The 16,437-nt window shown below is 43.1% G+C and carries 16 protein-coding genes and 1 tRNA gene; 9 read left to right on the forward strand and 8 right to left on the reverse strand.

What is annotated here, in order from left to right; genetic code table 11:
- Positions 1-126: 126 nt before the first annotated feature.
- The 3 genes from BMZ72_RS30350 to BMZ72_RS30360 form a co-directional block, all read right to left on the reverse strand.
- Positions 127-918 (reverse strand): helix-turn-helix domain-containing protein, encoded by a 792-nt coding sequence (locus tag BMZ72_RS30350; RefSeq protein ID WP_218155302.1) that lies wholly within the window; start codon positions 916-918, stop codon positions 127-129.
- A gap of 87 nt (positions 919-1,005) precedes the next feature.
- A complete protein-coding gene (locus BMZ72_RS30355) occupies positions 1,006-2,091 on the reverse strand; it encodes an aldo/keto reductase (RefSeq protein WP_089814225.1) in 1,086 nt (361 codons plus the stop codon).
- 14 nt (positions 2,092-2,105) lie between these two features.
- Positions 2,106-3,110, reverse strand: a complete 1,005-nt coding sequence (locus BMZ72_RS30360; protein ID WP_089814227.1) for an SDR family NAD(P)-dependent oxidoreductase — start codon at positions 3,108-3,110, stop codon at positions 2,106-2,108.
- A 156-nt stretch (positions 3,111-3,266) separates the two neighbouring features.
- Between BMZ72_RS30360 and BMZ72_RS30365 the strand changes: the two genes are divergently transcribed.
- The 9 genes from BMZ72_RS30365 (at position 3,267) to BMZ72_RS30410 (ending at position 13,525) form a co-directional block, all read left to right on the forward strand.
- A complete protein-coding gene (locus tag BMZ72_RS30365; protein WP_089814229.1) occupies positions 3,267-4,061 on the forward strand; it encodes a DUF5984 family protein in 795 nt (264 codons plus the stop codon).
- Positions 4,062-5,028: 967 nt separating this feature from the next.
- Positions 5,029-7,575 (forward strand): histidine kinase dimerization/phosphoacceptor domain -containing protein, encoded by a 2,547-nt coding sequence (locus BMZ72_RS30375; RefSeq protein WP_089814233.1) that lies wholly within the window; start codon positions 5,029-5,031, stop codon positions 7,573-7,575.
- Positions 7,576-7,588: 13 nt separating this feature from the next.
- Complete coding sequence (locus BMZ72_RS30380) at positions 7,589-9,550, forward strand: sigma 54-interacting response regulator (RefSeq protein WP_089814235.1); 1,962 nt, start codon at positions 7,589-7,591, stop codon at positions 9,548-9,550.
- 189 nt (positions 9,551-9,739) lie between these two features.
- Positions 9,740-9,961, forward strand: a complete 222-nt coding sequence (locus BMZ72_RS37240; protein ID WP_089814237.1) for a 2TM domain-containing protein — start codon at positions 9,740-9,742, stop codon at positions 9,959-9,961.
- Between the two features lie 10 nt (positions 9,962-9,971).
- Positions 9,972-10,553, forward strand: a complete 582-nt coding sequence (locus BMZ72_RS30390) for a cupin domain-containing protein (RefSeq protein WP_089814239.1) — start codon at positions 9,972-9,974, stop codon at positions 10,551-10,553.
- Positions 10,554-10,556: 3 nt separating this feature from the next.
- Positions 10,557-11,135, forward strand: coding sequence for a carboxymuconolactone decarboxylase family protein (locus BMZ72_RS30395; protein ID WP_143087824.1), 579 nt, complete (start codon positions 10,557-10,559; stop codon positions 11,133-11,135).
- Complete coding sequence (locus BMZ72_RS30400) at positions 11,132-11,944, forward strand: alpha/beta fold hydrolase (protein ID WP_089814244.1); 813 nt, start codon at positions 11,132-11,134, stop codon at positions 11,942-11,944. Before BMZ72_RS30395 ends, BMZ72_RS30400 begins: the two co-directional genes overlap by 4 nt.
- 12 nt (positions 11,945-11,956) lie before the next feature.
- Positions 11,957-12,685 carry a putative quinol monooxygenase gene (locus BMZ72_RS30405; RefSeq protein WP_089814246.1) on the forward strand — a complete coding sequence of 243 codons (729 nt, stop codon included), beginning with the start codon at positions 11,957-11,959 and terminating at the stop codon, positions 12,683-12,685.
- Between the two features lie 117 nt (positions 12,686-12,802).
- On the forward strand, positions 12,803-13,525 hold the full coding sequence (locus tag BMZ72_RS30410; protein WP_218155303.1) for a DJ-1/PfpI/YhbO family deglycase/protease: 723 nt from the start codon (positions 12,803-12,805) through the stop codon (positions 13,523-13,525).
- A gap of 123 nt (positions 13,526-13,648) precedes the next feature.
- On the opposite strand, the gene BMZ72_RS30415 is transcribed toward BMZ72_RS30410, so the two are convergent.
- The 5 genes from BMZ72_RS30415 to BMZ72_RS30435 form a co-directional block, all read right to left on the reverse strand.
- Entirely contained in the window at positions 13,649-14,743 is a 1,095-nt protein-coding gene (locus tag BMZ72_RS30415; protein ID WP_089814250.1) for a hypothetical protein, read from the reverse strand.
- Positions 14,715-15,158, reverse strand: coding sequence for a hypothetical protein (locus tag BMZ72_RS30420; protein WP_143087825.1), 444 nt, complete (start codon positions 15,156-15,158; stop codon positions 14,715-14,717). The genes BMZ72_RS30415 and BMZ72_RS30420 overlap by 29 nt, the downstream gene beginning before the upstream one ends.
- Before the next feature lie 123 nt (positions 15,159-15,281).
- Positions 15,282-15,355: transfer RNA gene (locus BMZ72_RS30425), tRNA-Pro, on the reverse strand.
- 140 nt (positions 15,356-15,495) lie between these two features.
- Positions 15,496-15,957: a hypothetical protein gene (locus BMZ72_RS30430; protein ID WP_089814254.1), complete on the reverse strand. Its 462-nt coding sequence runs from the start codon at positions 15,955-15,957 to the stop codon at positions 15,496-15,498.
- A gap of 8 nt (positions 15,958-15,965) precedes the next feature.
- Positions 15,966-16,211, reverse strand: coding sequence for a hypothetical protein (locus BMZ72_RS30435; protein WP_143087826.1), 246 nt, complete (start codon positions 16,209-16,211; stop codon positions 15,966-15,968).
- Positions 16,212-16,437: the final 226 nt, after the last annotated feature.

Here is a 16,437-nt window from a genome sequence, read left to right on the forward strand (position 1 = left end):
TCTGAGATTTTATTCGTTTGATATTTGTGACAGTACAAATGTCTCACGAATGCGATGGCTCCAATAAACCAAAACGAGTGAATGATTAGCCGGAATGAGGATTCAATGAAAATCAGGCTGAGATGATTAAAGTGCTTTGCCAGCGGCAGTATTTGATCTTATTTCGGTGGGCGGATAACCAAAGTTCTTTTTAAAAGCATGTGAGAAGTGGGATAAGTTTTCAAAGCCGGTATCCAGGTAAATATCAGAAGGCTTTTTCTTTTGGACAGCGATCTGGTAATGCGCCCGCTCCAGTCTTTTTGTTGTCAGCCACCTGCCCGGTGTAGTTTTAAATATTGCTTTGAAATCCTTTTTAAAAGCGCTCAGGCTTCGTCCCGTCAGATAGGCAAACTTTTCCAGCGGGAGATTGTAGATAAAGTTCTGTTCCATAAAGCTGGTAAGATCAAGCTTCCCCGGTTCGTGAAAGGAGTTAAGGATGTGCCTGGCCTCTGGAGCAATGCTGTTCAACACCGTAAGTGTTTCCCGTATTTTTAAATCCCTCAGATCAGCTGGTAATTCCTCATGCATTTCGAAGTAGGGAAGCAGGGAGTTAAAGAGACTTTCCATCAGCAAATGGTGCTTCATCTTCAGATGTCCGGTCCACTTCTCCATTATTTGCTTAGCCGGATGTTCGGTATAAAACTCTCTTAAGAGTTCCTCAGGGAACAGGATAGAAACAGACGTAAATGGCTGATCATTTGCCGGGATTTTGGATAATCGTCCCAGCTGATGTCTGGGTATAATGACAGCCTCACCAGGCAGAAATGTGTGACGCTGATCAGCATAAACAAATTCCATTGTCCCTGCATATATGTACACAAAAGCATGTTGGTCGAGCATCAGTTCGCCGCTGTAATGCTTCTCACGCTTACAGGACATAAACATGCTGCCTTTTAGATTCGCATTTGGATATTCCATCTCGCTGTTTCGATATCTCCTGTAAAATTAAATATTATTTCCTTGCCACTAATATTTCCCCGGAACCATGTCTTTTGTAAGCGGCAGGGTAGGAGGCAGGTCCCCATTCACCGATATCCCTCCATGATGGAACATTTTTGCGTATGGCCTGTAATTGCTGACGAAACCAGGCGCAGGAGTAGAGAAACTATCTAATTCAGCTAGATCCGCTGAACTGAGCTGAATGTCTGTAGCCGCAATATTGGCTTCCAGTTGCTCCGGCTTGCGGATGCCGATGAGGGTAGAAGCAACTCCTGGTCTGCTGATAACCCAGGCGAGGCCAATCGCAGCAACAGATGTGTTGTGCGCTGCTGCAATGCTGGCAAGCTTATCCAGAAGCCTTAATTCTCTTTCTGTCAGTGTTACAGCACGCCCGGTATCATCCATGCGACTACCAGCTACTTTGCCGGCGTTTTCTCTGTTGTATTTACCAGATAACAAACCTCCTTTCAGTGGTGACCAGGGTGTAATGCCGAGTCCCAGTTCCAATGCCATTGGTACCAGTTCATCTTCAATAGTTCTTTCCAATAAAGAGTATTCTATCTGCAGACCAGTAAACGGTGTCCAGTCTTTAAAGAAGGCCATTGTCTGTGCCTGTGCAATTTTCCATGCAGGCGCATAGCTGACGCCGATATAACGGACTTTACCACACTTTACCAGATTGTCCAGTGTGCGCATGGTTTCTTCCATGGGGGTGTTCCAGTCCCATTGGTGTATAGACAGCAGATCAATGTAGTCGGTCTTTAAACGTCTGAGCGATTGCTCACAACTCTCTATGATGGCTTTAGTGCCTGTCCCGCCTCCATTGGGGTTACCCGGGAAAATGTTAGCGGAGCATTTTGTGCCTATCACTGTTTGTGTGCGTAGCGCAGATGAAGCGCCGACAACATCTCCGATGATTTTTTCCGAGTGTCCGTTGGTATATATGCTTGCCGTATCGATAAAGTTGCCGCCAGCTTCCAGGAAACGCCGGATGATAGTTGCTGAGGTTTTCGCATCAGCGCCCCATCCCCAGTCATCGCCGAGTGTCATACCTCCAAGGCATAGCGGACTTACACGTAGTCCGGATTTTCCTAATGTTCTATAATTGTTCATCAGTACCTTATTGACTAAATATCAAATTTTATTCCTGTCATTTCCTCGCTTAATGTCCACAATTTTGCGGCATTTTCCTTATCGATCGCATAAGGCATTACACCACGAAGGTCCAGTGAATTACGGCCTTTGTGATCGTCTTCAGAGGTATCGATGACAGCTATTTCATTGTTTTCACAGTATACCCCACCCATGTCGTTTAAGGTAGGACTTGTCGCGCACCATACAATCGTAGAGGCGCCCTGTGCAATTGTTTTCAGGCCCTTTTCGGCGTCGTATATAGTATTGCCATCCTTATCATATATACCCATCTCAATCAGCTTCTCAGGCGCTAATAGCCTTTTTATATCGGTATCTACAATGGCGCCGGGGTGTAATGAAAAAGAGCGTACGCCAGCTGTTTTTCCACGTTTGTCAAGTTCGCAGGTAAAGAGGATGTTGGCAGTTTTAGATTGGCCATAACCATGTAGCGTTTCGTATGCACGGTGTTCAAAGTTCGCGTCTTCGAATACGAACGATGAATAGTGATGCCCCCATGATGACACATTGATCACTCTTGCGCCATTTGCATTTTTCAGCGCCGGCCATAACCGGGCTGTTAACTGAAAATGTCCCAGATGGTTGGTGGACAGTTGCGACTCATACCCGCGGCTATCCCTGATGAGTGGTACCCACATAATACCGGCATTATTAACAAGGATATGCAGTGCATCGTGAGTAGCTAGAAATTTACTGGCAAATGTATCAATAGAGGTAGCGTCCATTAAGTCCATTACCTCAATGGTAACATTTTGAATCCCCTGTAAATTAAGCGTCGCCTTCGCTTTATCTCTCACAGGAACGATGACTGCTGCACCTGCCTTTACCAGTGTTTTTACGGTTTCTAATCCTAAACCCGCATAGCCCCCTGTTACGATGGCTGTTTTTCCTGTAAGATCGATTCCTTTGATGACGTCTGTGGTGGTGGAAGCCGCATTGAAACCGGAGTTGATGGGCTTTTGTTCGGTGATGTTGGTCATTCTTTTTTTATGTAAAATTACCGGGGATTTGGGTGAGGGGTTTTGTTTAAAGGTTATAATTTGTTTGTTTAAAAGTCTTTTTGGTAGAAGGAGAGGCATGCGCTTATTTCACTTTTTATACTACCTTGCCGATACTTTGACTTTTTAATTTTCTCTATGGCTTTCATTAATTTCAAACTCAGGCATCCGGATAATATCCTTCCCTGGGGCGATCAACCGGATACAAGCATGGACTGGACCGTACTTACGGATGGTGAATATTGGCTCGATTTAAATAAGACGACTCTTTACGAATATACAAATGAAGTATTGGCAGGCGGCGAGCCCGATGGCTCTACCTATGTGGAATATCAACTGGTTCGTTTGATTGAGGACTGGACAAGTCTGTTTGAATCTATTGCAGAACCTGTACCTGATGCTTTTTATGCTATTTCCCGCGATAACAGTTATCTGTACAGATTTTATGCAGCAGTTACAAAATGGATGGATAATATGTCTGAAGATCCTTCAATCGATATGGAGACCTACGACAAGGCGATCGAATGGATATATAGCCGGACACTTAACGCGATGCACTTAACCGGCGGACCGAGCATCAGTTTTTTCAGAAACGCGAATAATATTTCTGTTGTCTGGAAAGCAGATCATCTGACAGAAAACAATATTTCGGTTTGGACGGCTCAAAACGGGTCCGTAGAAATGGAATACAGGACCTTTGTCAACGAAATGGAAGATTTTGGGAATCGCTTTTTTGAGGCGATGGATAACCAGGTACAGATAGCAATAGAAAAAGACTGGGGCACTACACGCCTTAACAAAGAGCAACTGGTGCAGGAGCATCAGGAAAGAAGGTCTGAATTCCAGAGAAGTCTGGCTGTGTTAAAAGGTGAGCCAGCTAAACATACTGACTGGGATTTAATCAACTCCCTGATAACGAAAATGTTTAGCTAGAACAATACGGGTTTCGTATAAATAATAAAAAAGCCGTTCCCGGAGGAGCGGCTTTTTTGTTGCTGTCGGAATAGCTGAACGGGTAGAAAATAGCTCATTATAATAGTCTCACGTTATTTGGGTTGATATAAGGTTTCCCGCTATTTGTTTATTTTACTGCAAATAATCAGATCACCAATGAGCGATTCACCAGAAATAGAAAAGCCGCGAACCCGAATATGGAAATATATTCCCGGAGGAGTCAAGTTAATATTTCCGCTAACTTCCCTTATCGTTGTCCTAAAGCTTTGTGGTGTAAGTCCGATGGCCGGCTGGTCATGGCTTTGGGTGTTATCTCCCTTCTGGATATCCATGGCACTGGGTATTCTCATGTTCGTAGGTATGTTTGTGGTCTACTATTTCTTTGATAAATAGGAGCGCTGTAGTACCTCATTTGCAATAATAATGCGTCTTGTAGATCATTTGTAGTAGTTGCTTATTAGCATGTTGACCCGCTCGTATCTATTTTCATACGAACTCTAAAAATAATAAGCTCCTATGTTTACAACCGTTCAGGAGGCATCTGAAAGATGGATCGCCAAACTGTTCTGGCATGGGCAGCATCCGATGATCTGGTAACTATTTTCTAAAATATAGGGTATCAGGGGGAATCAGTGCGTGAGGTTTTTACCATTCTTTTATCGTCATCCTGACATACCGGATAAATTCCCGACCTATTAATAAATGACTTGCTGGAAATTCAATACCTTACGTATATCTTAAAGCACGCAGATAATAAGACAGGGCAGGCGCCGGGAGAATAACATAAACGATCATTATTTGCGTTAATTTAGTATTGGTATTTTTCAGAATTACAACCAATTAGTCAGGAGATCACTACAACTAACCTGAAGCATTTGAGCTAAAGTACCAAGGACATAACAGACCACAAATATTAATGAACTATTAAAAAAGTTGTTGTTTACCAATGGAACACTGTAGCAAAGCGTTCTTCTATATTCCTGCCACCATTTTTATTTTGGTGCTTGTTCCGCTTTTGTCATTTCCGCAGGTAAAAGATAATGTTCATACGCAATTGGTGTTACAATTGGAGCAAAGTAAAGCGGACACCGGCCGGGTGTCTCTTTTACTAAAGCTTGGTCAGTATTATATTCGCCGGGAGTATTATTTGTACAAAACAGGTAATCCGCTAACTCAACTCGACAGTGCCTGTTACTTCGCGGAGGAAGCCCTCCATTTGAGCAGAACTTTAAGATATGAAAAGGGCAGGAATGAGGCGATGCTGATAAAAGGTGATGCATTGATCAGAAAAAATGAAATAGGATCAGCCCTTGCCATATTGGGAGGATTAAAAGATGCTCCCCGCTTTCGTTTATTGATAATATTAGGCCGGCATTATCTTTTTCATAGCGAAAGGACCAAAGTAAACCTGGATAGTTCAATACTTTTTTTAGAGCAGGCAAATAACATTCCGGCAGCCCGCTTGAGTGAAAGGCTGCAGCCTGAACGTATACATGTTAAGGCAATGCTTTCTTTTATTAACGAAGGTTTACAACAAAGTAAAAAACTTTACCGGACAGCAATAGATAAAATAAATATGCCCGGTAATGAGGAAAAAGAAGCGCTTTTGTGGCATGAACTGGCAACGTTGATTCCCTTGCGTGAGAAGACAGGGATAACCAGACTTGATTGTTTTGAAGAAATGTATGCGCTTTATAAGAGAAGCGGTAACCTGGAAAGACAGGCGTGGGTATTAAAGACAATTGCTGATATACACCTGGTGAATGGAAGACCGGATCTTGCTGAAACACAGTTATTGGAAGCACTTGAACTTTATAAAGCCATTGGCTACCAGGACCTGCACTATATTTACGACCTGCTGGCGGTCACCTGCCGCTATAAAGGTGATTTTAGTAAATGCATCTTCTATGGTTCAAAGGCAATAGAGAGCGTGGAAGCTACGCGTGATTCTGCTTCAGCCACTACTTTTTATAGCCGCCTTGCAAATATGTACCGGGAATCAGGTCAGCCGGATAAAAGTGTAGAGTGGTATTCAAAAGCGCTCAGAGACCGGGTATTTACAGCGGATAATAATTGTTATGTGTTCAGGGACGCATTTTTCTTTGCCAGGGAGCTTATAAAAATAGGAAGAGCAAAGGAAGCACTGGCTTATATTCTTGATATCCATGAAAAAAATAAACCCATTGGTGTGCACGCAGAAGCATGTCTGCTTGGTTCACTGGCGTTTTGTTATCATGCGGTAAAACAGGAGAGACAGGCAGAGAGGTATTATGCTGCATTGATAAAGCTATCTGGTCAGTTGCAGAAAGATAATGACATCACAAGCGATATCCATTACGAGTTAGGCCAGTATTTTATCCGGAAGACACAATATCAGAAAGCCGCCTTTTATCTCCAAAAGGCACTGAATGTTGCAGAAGCTACCAATTCATTTCCGGTAGCGAAAGATATTCATCTGCTGCTTTTTAGGGCTGACTCTGGTATTGGTAATTATCCTTTGGCTATGAAACATTTGCTCAGGCATAAACTACTGGACGATTCTCTCTTCAATGAAACCAGGAGCTGGCAAATGGAAGAATTGAAGGTACAATACGAAACGGCTAAAAGAGAAAAAGATATTGAGACTTTAAATAAACAGAACCAGTTACAACGTACTGTGGTAGAGCAGGCCAACAGGGCAAAGAATATTACCCTGATGTGCGCTGTGTTGTTAGTGATTATTGTAGGGTTATTATTTAACCGCTACCTGCTAAAACACAGATCCAATCGCAAACTGGAGGTACACCAAAAGGAGTTAGATCAGAAAAATTTATTTTTGGAAACGCTGAATACGAAACAGCGGATCTTATTGAAAGAGAAGGAATGGCTCATTAAAGAGATCCATCACCGTGTAAAGAATAATCTTCAGATGGTGACCAGTCTGCTTAATTCACAGTCCGCCTACCTCGATAACGACGCTGCTGTGCTGGCGATAAAGGTTAGTTTGCGCAGGATGCAGGCGATGTCCCTTATACATCAGAAGCTTTATTTGTCCGGAAATATTTCAACTATTTCAATGCCCGAATATATCCAGGAGCTGTTGAATTACCTGCATGAAAGTTTCGATACCGGTAACCAGATCGTTTTTCAGCAAAACATAGAGCCCATCGATCTTGATGTATCACAGGCAATTCCGCTTGGATTGATCATCAATGAATGTATAGTGAATGCTATTAAGTATGCATTTCCCGATGATCGTAATGGGATTATCAGTATCAATCTGCAGCCTATGGACGATGATCGTGTATTACTTAATATTTCCGATAATGGGATTGGTCTGCCGGCAGATTTTGATATCATGAAGCACAATTCGCTGGGATTTAAATTAGTGCAGGGACTTGCGAAGCAATTAAGCGGTAATGTGAATATTGTCAGTGAAAACGGACTAAGTGTAATAATCCGGTTTGAAGTGATGAGCAGGCCAATTTTAGACGAGGCATTTGTTAATTCTTAATAAGCAGGATTTGATGAATAAAAAATTATTGATAGTAGAAGACGAATTCATTGTAGCCAATGATCTGCAACTGATATTGACGCAGGCAGGGTATCAGGTAACAGGAATTGCTGCTTCTGTTCAGGAAGCGGAGACGTATCTGCAACAACAAACACCGGACCTGGTAATTTTGGATATCCGCTTAAACGGAAAACTCTCAGGAATTGCGCTGGCACGGAAGCTGAAAGATGATAATATCGCATTCATTTATGTTTCCGCTAACGCTAATCAAAAGGTACTGGAAGAGGCAAAGACAACCGAGCCTTATGGGTTTTTAGTTAAACCATTTAGAGAGAAAGACCTGTTGGTCACCCTGGATATTGCATGGTATCGTCATACGCATAGCCTTGAGTCAAAATTGCGGAATGAAGAACGTTTGCAGGCATTGCTCACAGAGATAACTAATGATGCATCTGATATACAGTTAAAACTTTTAAAACTCGCTGCGGCTATGCAATCTTTTATCCCGTTTGATTTTATGTCAACGGGAGTAAGACCCCTGAATGGGGAACGGTTTTCTGATATAGGGTACCTGCGGGTTGGTTTTGATGAATACCAGCATATTGGCGAAGAAGAACTACTCACCATCACGGGTCTAAAGCATCAGTCTTTTCATACAATTATTGAAAATAGTCAGCCGCACAGTAATGGAAATATTTATAGTAGCGATGCGCCCGGTAATAATTCCCCGAACAATTCACTGCAAAGACTATTATTAGATTGTTTACGCATGGAGTCATACCTGGTATTTCCTGTTTCGCTGGGCTATGGACTGTCAGTGCATTATTTTTTTTATAGCCGGCAGCCCGGTATCTACAGCAAGAACCATCTTACCTTTCTGAACAGAATAAAGCAATGCCTGGAAGAACTGGCAGAGAAGATCATTTATTATGAGACCGCATCATCTGTCGAAAAGGACAGACTTGTAGCTGCTGAGAAGAAACAGCATAAACCAGCGTTTTATCCCGGCTTCAAAAGTATCATTGGTAGCCATCATCTTTTATTAGCAGCATTAGATCTTGCAACGCAGGTGGCGCCTTATCATACATCCGTGCTGATATTAGGAGAAAGCGGTACCGGTAAGGAGAAAGTGGCACAATCCATTCATGAACTTTCAACCCGGAAAAAGGGTCCTTTCATTAAGGTGAATTGTGCAGCTATTCCTGAAACATTGGTTGAATCTGAGTTGTTCGGTCATGAAAAGGGTGCTTTTACGGGTGCTATTGAAAAAAGGAAAGGGAAGTTCGAACAGGCGGAAGGCGGGACTATTTTTCTGGATGAAATAGGGGAACTACCACTTGCTATACAAATGAAATTGTTACGTGTCTTACAGGAGAGGGAGATCGAATATATCGGTGGCAACTCACCGGTAAAAGTGAATGTTCGTGTTGTCGCCGCTACAAACCGTAATCTGGAGAAAGAAGTCGCCGAAGGCAGGTTCCGTCTGGATCTGTACTATCGTCTGAATGTGTTTCCTATTACTTTACCGCCCTTGCGTGAGCGCAAAACAGATATAGAAGCGCTCATCCTTTTTTTTGGAAATAAGTTCTGTAAAGAGTTTAATAAGCCGTTTAACGGGATTTCAGATACAATGATCCGGAAAATATGTGCGTATAACTGGCCAGGCAATATCCGCGAACTGGAGAATGTTGTAGAGCAATCTGTTGTGTTGAATGATGGCAGGTCGAAATTACAGTTGATGCGGGATCTTTCATCACCAGCTTTTGACCTGATCGGCAAAACCGGTATCAATACATTTGAAGAAGTAAAACATATTCAACAGGAGACGGAAAGGGAATATATTACTTCCATCCTCAAAAAAACAAGAGGCCGTATAAGGGGCGCTAATGGCGCTGCGGAGTTATTAAATATAAAACCTACCACTCTTGAATCAAAAATGGTCAGGTTGAATATAAGAAGACAGGATTTTGATTGATTAAAACTCCGATAATTTCGGTGAACTCCGAGATTATCGGAGCGCTATCTTGTTTGTGTGCTCCCTTTCTCTATCGTTAGTTATTACTATTTAACTTACTTTCAGTTTATTACATAGTCGCGTTTCTCTCTATGCTATCTTTATAGCAGCGTGGCATACAAATAGTTTACACAGCACAAAACTAATTGTATGTCCTACCCGAACCAATGGAGCGAAGGCTCCGTCAACCCTAAAAAGGGCTTCAGAATTCATCTTCTCGTTTTTTTGCTTTGCATTCCAGTTATGTGGATTGTATGGTACTTCACTGATAGAAGTTACCCCTGGCCTTTATGGTCCACCATTGCATGGGGGATCGGTGTTTTATTCCATTACCTGGGCGTATTTGTTTTCAAAAAAGTAAAGAGCAATTAAAAACAAATGCATGAACCCACAACAAAACACATTCAGACGCGTCATAACAGGTCATAATACAGCCGGTACAGCCGTTATTATTTCTGATGCACCACCTACGCATACACAACTTGTCGGCGGACCTGGGGGACCTACGTTTTTTGAAGTATGGCATACCCTGGAAACTCCTGCTTTGATTTACGCACAGCCGGCGGAGCCTGAAGAAAAAGGCCTGGTATTGCCGCCTCCAAAAAACGGAACCCGTTTACGGGTCATTGAATTCCCGCCGGAAGGTGAAGAAATACGAAGACTAAGTGGAGCAGATGCAGCCGCTAAGTTTAAATCAATGGGCGATGAGAAAGCGTCTACCTCCAACGAAGCAGCTCCGCATCCTTTGATGCACCGTACCAAAACGCTTGATTATGGAATTGTCCTTGAAGGCGAGATCACATTGGTGCTTGATATGGAAGAGACCACGATTCAGGCAGGTGATATCATTATTCAAAACGGCACTAATCATGCATGGGCCAATCGCTCAGGTAAAATATGCCGCATGGCCTTCATCCTGATCGATGGGGAGTTTGCACCTGAAATTGTAACCCCTAAAAATTAAGCCATGCGTATACAACCATTACCACCAGCGATGCTTGATGGCGGGATACGTGCAGTGCATGAAGAGATTGCCGGTCTTGTTGGCAGAAGCCAGCGCCAGGTTGCAATGATGGATGCACAGGGGGCATTACTCGGGCCTTTCCCGGCGATGTTACATTATCCGCAGTTCGGCATTCCTGCGCTGAGCTTTCTCAGAACGCTTGACATGCATGCAACACTTGACAAAAGAGTGCGTGAGGTAGCTATCCTGACGGTTGCCGGTTCCTTTGGCGCCCGCTTTGAACTGTATGCACACGAGATCATGGCTGAAGCATTTGGAATCTCTCCGGATATTATAGCATCCCTTGCAGCAGGCGGTCATCCTCATGGTTTAAATGAACAGGAGCTCATCGCACATACTATTGCGCAGGTGCTTGTCGCCGGACATGTTGTACCGGATTCAGCTTACAGGCGGGCAGTTCAGCTGCTCGGACAGGACGCAGTAGCGGAGCTCTTTTTCCTTATCGGAGGCTACTGTTTTATAGCCATTATTTTAAACGGATTTGATATGCCGGCACCTGAAAAATTTGAACCCAATACATGAAAAATTCAATGATATCTATACTTGTTGCTGTAACACTTATTACAACAGCAGTATCATGCGTCAACAACGAAAAACCATCTGCAGCTGCTCCCCAGACGTTTGTACTTGTACATGGAGCATGGCAGGCTCCTTACGTCTGGGATTCTGTACAGGCGGATCTTGTTAAAAATGGCAACAAAGTGATTGTTGTAAAGTTGCCGGGGCACGGCTCCGATACAACGGCTCCGCACCGGCTGAGCCTTGATGTATATGGTAATGAAGTGATCAATGCGATTGTGCAGGCCGATAGTAATGTTATTCTCGTCGGACATAGTATGGGGGGGATGGTGATTACGGATGTGGCAGAAAAGATTCCCAATAAGATCAAAAAGCTGGTCTATATAGGCGCTTTTCTTCCTGCAACAGGACAGGCACTTACGGACCTTGCCTTTTCAGATCCAGGTTCTCAGTTGGGACCATTACTGGTGCCCTCCGCTGATCAATTGACATTGGATGTAAAACGCGATAGTCTCACGTATCTTTTTATCAACGATGGTTCGCAGGCAACTAAAGACCTGGTGCTGGCCAACTACCGCGCAGAACCTGCGATTCCATTTACGAATAAGGTTACGCTGACAAATGATGCTTTTGGTTCGGTAGATAAAATATATATCAAGACCTTAAAAGACATCGTGATCTCACCGGCTTTGCAGGATCGTATGATAGCAGCGGCAGGTATAAAAACCATATACACGGTAAATACAAGTCACTCGCCCTTTCTGGCAGCACCTCATACCGTTTCAGACTTATTGATCAGGGTTGCACAATAAATACCAATTACAATGACAAGAAATTTAATGCTTGTAATGTGCCTGTTGCTGGGTAGTATTTACGTAAAAGCGCAAAAAACACATAGTATGAAGGAAGTCGTTGTATTAACGCGGTTTGAAGTAAAAAAAGACCAGGAGAATGCATTACACAAATCACTGGGTGAGTATGTAAAACAGGCGCTTGTCAATGAAGACAACATTATGGCAGAGGCCTATTATGAAGAACAAAGCCCTGCTATCATGTGGCTTATCGAAAGATGGACCACTAAGCAGGTGCTGGAGAAAATCAGCAATAGTAAAATTTTTAAGCAGGTGCGCACCTTATCTGAAAAAGGACTGGTACAGCCTGTAAAAACGATCTATTTAAAAGACCTGGAACCGCTTTCAAAAGAAGAGTGGCGAAGAGAACCTGGGAAGGGCGATACCCCCATCACCATTATGTTATTTGTGGACAGTAAAGCTGGTACAGAAAATCGGTTTAAGGAGGTATATCATACCGCCATGCCGCAATTCAGAAGCGAACCAGGTGTTGTTAACTATCAGCTTTCACAATTGGAAGAAGACAGCACACAGTTTGTAACATATGAAAAATTCAGGAATGAGGATGCCTTTCAATACCACCTGAATTTTCCTCCTATTCAGCCTGTGATAGACTATCTGAACAGCAGCATTAAGCAACAACCCTTTCAGGCCGGGTTGCACAGGTTGATAAGATTTGCTCCGTTGGATAATGGCAGGTAAGTATATGTAACAATTTAAAATCTGATGAAAATGAATTTTCTTAATCAATCCATGCTAGCCGGTATAGTAAGTGTTTTTACTGTATTGAGCGCAACAGCACAGGTTAAAACTACAGCAATGAATAGTCATGAACTTTCGGTATTGAATCAACTTGCCTCTCCCGCAGTCGTTGTGAATATGCCCGTATCCCAGCTTCTGAATGCACCTGGGAACGAGGCGTTGAGAACTTTCTTCTTTACGCCTGTACCGAATCCAACTGCCTTAAAGGATAAGAAGATCGCAGTATTAGCTGCCGATGGCTTTGAGGAAATTGAATTACTCGGGCCTGTATGGTATTTCAAACAACTCGGCGCTAAAGTGGATATTGTAGCGCCAAAATACAATCCTGCGCCGGAACGGTATGGCCTGATGTTCCCTGAAATGTCAAAAACACATATCATGGCCATTCAGTATTTACAACCTGTTGGCTGGATAAAATTTGATCGTACGGCAGACCAGATCAAGGTGAGCGATTATGATGCTGTATTCATACCAGGTGGGGCATGGAACCCGGATAACCTGCGCTATGATAAAGACGTGATAAAGTTCATTCAGGACTTCAATCAATCAGGAAAACTGATCGCTGCTATTTGTCACGCACCGGTTGTATTGGCGTCTGCTGATATTTTAAAAGGAAGAAAGCTGACAGGTTACTGGAATATACAGGTGGATCTGAAGAACGCCGGAGGGACCGTATTGGAACAGCCGGTGGTAACAGATGGAAACCTGATTACGAGCAGGCACCCGATAGATGTGGCGGATTTTTCGAGGGCGGTGGAGAGTTGGTTGCTGAAGCAGTAAGAGCTCGTATCGTTTTTGACTGGCTTGAGTTTTACTATAAAGAGAGAAGGCCAGGCATTAAGCCTGACCTTCTCTCTACCAGAAACGCTTCAGAATGTATGTTCTGTCTGGAATATAATAACGTTAAACCACTGCTGGTCGCAATAATCGGCGGAAGTAACGTATAAAAACGGACAATGTAAAGAGCCAGATTATCAGATAGATCCAGAGACATGTTTTAATATCTGTATCCTTTATAAACAGCATGCTCATATCTTCCACATAGAATAAAACGTTGTATAATCTGATGATGAATACAAAAAGAGTCATTACCAGAAATGCGGTAATCAGCGATCTGTTCTTTCTTATTTTTTGACCAAGGGCGCTATAATCAATGAAAGCAAGGTAAGCAAGTGCGTTCGTGAAAAATGCGATGTTCAGCAGGAGCAAATTCACCAGGTGGAAGGAACAGGCGAGGATCAGCCATATCGTCCACATTTTCCTTGATTTGAGCAGGCAAAACAATGGAATCAGTTCAAAGATGACTCCCAGGTAATCCATTATTTTGAATACAGACAAAGGAACATGCTGTGCTGCCGGTGCCAGTAGGGAAGTCCTGCCCATGGCATAATAACCGGAATAATACCAAAAGGCGACGCCGCTCCTGGTGAAGTCCAGATTGAACCAGTTGATAGCTTTTAAAAAGCCGGCTGAGAAAAATCCAAAGCAGAGCAACACACTTATCAATGAAAGACTTCTTTCCGGTGAATCACTGCTTTTCATGGTGTCAGGTACCAGCGCCAATTGCGTTCCCCAACCGGAAAACGACATGCATAGCAGCAATGCAAGGTATATGATATCATGATCGATCTTGCCAAAGGAAAACTGGAAGCTATGTGCAATTAAGGAAAGTGCTACATACAAACGGGTGGAAAATCTTGCACGGATACCTGCAATGGTGAATAAGAGACATATCAGCATCAGTACCTCCATCGTCCTTAATACGGCAGTTGATGGAAATGACTTGAATAATATACCCAGACTAAAAAAAGGAGGATCAAAAAAAGCACGGGGAGCACTTCCTATCCATCCAAAACTGTTTACGTTCAATAATAAAATAAATAATCCGGCAATTACCCTGAATACGCTTACAGAGGAAACATCCTGACGCGTAGAACTAACTATTTTTGACCAGAATAAATTGTTTAACTTATCTATTGAAGTGAATGATTTGTTCATGCGTTATTGTTTTTGGACGGTTGCCGGCTGCGTCCACATCTAATTGTTGTTTATAAGTCACCAGTTTTATAGCGGAAGTATCCATACCGCAGCGATGCAGTCTTTCCTGAAACCATTGGTCAGCGATCTTTTTGTCTTCCGCTGTCAGATGATAACGGTCCGCTAAATGCAGTTTTCCCAGCAGGATGCTTTTGTAACTGCCTGGATCTGCATTGTAGTCTGAGGAGAGCCGTTTAATAACCGGTACCATATACTGTGTTGGTATAGGATAGCCAAAATTAGCCGGGTTGAGTTCTTCCCAGGAACCCGCAGGTGTCTGGCCATATAAGAGTGTGTATGATACATCCGGACTTGTAGCAGCATTCTCCGGCAATAGAAGGGCAGGATAGGGCTCCAGACCCTTAAATCTGAGCAAAAAGGGAACCGCAAGCAACAATGCAAGTAAAATAGTAAACCTTACAGAATACATTTATTGTGTAATTGAGGTGGTGCTAAAAAAATAAAGCCTTACACTGGCTAGTAGAAGGCTTTATTACAGTCGGGACGACTGGATTCGAACCAGCGACCTCTTGCACCCCATGCAAGCGCGCTACCGGGCTGCGCTACGTCCCGAAACCGGTATCGTCGTTAATAAACGGCGGGATGCAAATGTAATAATAAAATTAATCTTTCAAAATTTTTAAATACATATTTTTTCAAATTCAGCCCCCCTCTACGGGGCTGATTATCAGCCAGGAGCAAGCAAACGTCCATCAGCCAAGAAACGCCAATCCCGGATAATAATACACCCCTTTTACGTCGGCCGCTTCCATCGCCCGCTTCAACTCCAGGGAGATAAAAACAAAGCCGGCACTCGCCCATATCTTCTTCCCGGTAGCAGTAGGTAACCCTTTTCTAATATCATCGATCTTCTCTTTGATATAGAGCCGATGATATCCGGGAAAATAGGCCTGCGTCGGTCTGTCATAAATGGTCACCGGATGGGAAGTGAATTGATCCCCTACATGCTCATGAAGAAAATCAAGAATGGCATCATGGACAATAATGAACAGGGGGGAGCAGAAGATAGGAACAAGCGCTCCCTGTTGAATAGTGCGAAACTCATATTCGGAGCAATTAAACAACCACATAGGGGACATGTCACTATCAAGTCGCCAGGTAGGTGTCAGGGCTACGTCAGGCCTCCTCCATCTAAAATCTCTAAAATCAGCCATGCTTACTTTTATAATCCAACTATCTTCATCTTTTTTAACGTAGGAGCTTGGTAGCTGCTTTTCATTTTCACAGACTTACTATTCCACATCATATATCTTGTAAAGGTATAGGTTTTGGTATCTCCCAGTAAAACAACCGGTACTCTTTTATCATCGCCGTCTGCTGACTGACTTCCGACCAATATGAATTTATTGTCAGCAACCCATACTACTTCGTCGATCCATTCATGAGGGGTGCCGAAATAGATCTGCACCCAATATTTCGTGACAGGATTACATAACCACACCGGCTGATCTACATCCGGATCTGTTTCGTAATGATAGCTTTAGCTATCTTCATAGGGATGAACGTTATTCTGCTCATATATTGGGTTATACAGGTAAATATCATAAATAATTCTGATTCCGGCTGAGATTATTTCCCTGGTAGAAGTACCAATGTTACGCTGGCTATATCAACGCAACTCTTACTGTAGCATT

Origin of the sequence: Chitinophaga sp. YR627, from assembly GCF_900114995.1 — a bacterium.
In the GTDB taxonomy this organism is placed as follows: Bacteria; Bacteroidota; Bacteroidia; order Chitinophagales; family Chitinophagaceae; genus Chitinophaga.

What these genes read in the sequence shown, in the direction of transcription:
- BMZ72_RS30405 (WP_089814246.1), top strand. Translation starts at nt 11,957, where the DNA reads ATGACAAGAAATTTAATGCTTGTAATGTGCCTGTTGCTGGGTAGTATT.
- BMZ72_RS30380 (WP_089814235.1), top strand. Translation starts at nt 7,589, where the DNA reads ATGAATAAAAAATTATTGATAGTAGAAGACGAATTCATTGTAGCCAAT.
- BMZ72_RS30375 (WP_089814233.1), top strand. Translation starts at nt 5,029, where the DNA reads ATGGAACACTGTAGCAAAGCGTTCTTCTATATTCCTGCCACCATTTTT.
- BMZ72_RS30350 (WP_218155302.1), bottom strand. Translation starts at nt 918, where the DNA reads ATGTCCTGTAAGCGTGAGAAGCATTACAGCGGCGAACTGATGCTCGAC.
- BMZ72_RS30415 (WP_089814250.1), bottom strand. Translation starts at nt 14,743, where the DNA reads ATGAACAAATCATTCACTTCAATAGATAAGTTAAACAATTTATTCTGG.
- BMZ72_RS30365 (WP_089814229.1), top strand. Translation starts at nt 3,267, where the DNA reads ATGGCTTTCATTAATTTCAAACTCAGGCATCCGGATAATATCCTTCCC.
- BMZ72_RS30430 (WP_089814254.1), bottom strand. Translation starts at nt 15,957, where the DNA reads ATGGCTGATTTTAGAGATTTTAGATGGAGGAGGCCTGACGTAGCCCTG.
- BMZ72_RS37240 (WP_089814237.1), top strand. Translation starts at nt 9,740, where the DNA reads ATGTCCTACCCGAACCAATGGAGCGAAGGCTCCGTCAACCCTAAAAAG.
- BMZ72_RS30360 (WP_089814227.1), bottom strand. Translation starts at nt 3,110, where the DNA reads ATGACCAACATCACCGAACAAAAGCCCATCAACTCCGGTTTCAATGCG.
- BMZ72_RS30395 (WP_143087824.1), top strand. Translation starts at nt 10,557, where the DNA reads ATGCGTATACAACCATTACCACCAGCGATGCTTGATGGCGGGATACGT.
- BMZ72_RS30400 (WP_089814244.1), top strand. Translation starts at nt 11,132, where the DNA reads ATGAAAAATTCAATGATATCTATACTTGTTGCTGTAACACTTATTACA.
- BMZ72_RS30390 (WP_089814239.1), top strand. Translation starts at nt 9,972, where the DNA reads ATGAACCCACAACAAAACACATTCAGACGCGTCATAACAGGTCATAAT.
- BMZ72_RS30410 (WP_218155303.1), top strand. Translation starts at nt 12,803, where the DNA reads ATGAATAGTCATGAACTTTCGGTATTGAATCAACTTGCCTCTCCCGCA.
- BMZ72_RS30355 (WP_089814225.1), bottom strand. Translation starts at nt 2,091, where the DNA reads ATGAACAATTATAGAACATTAGGAAAATCCGGACTACGTGTAAGTCCG.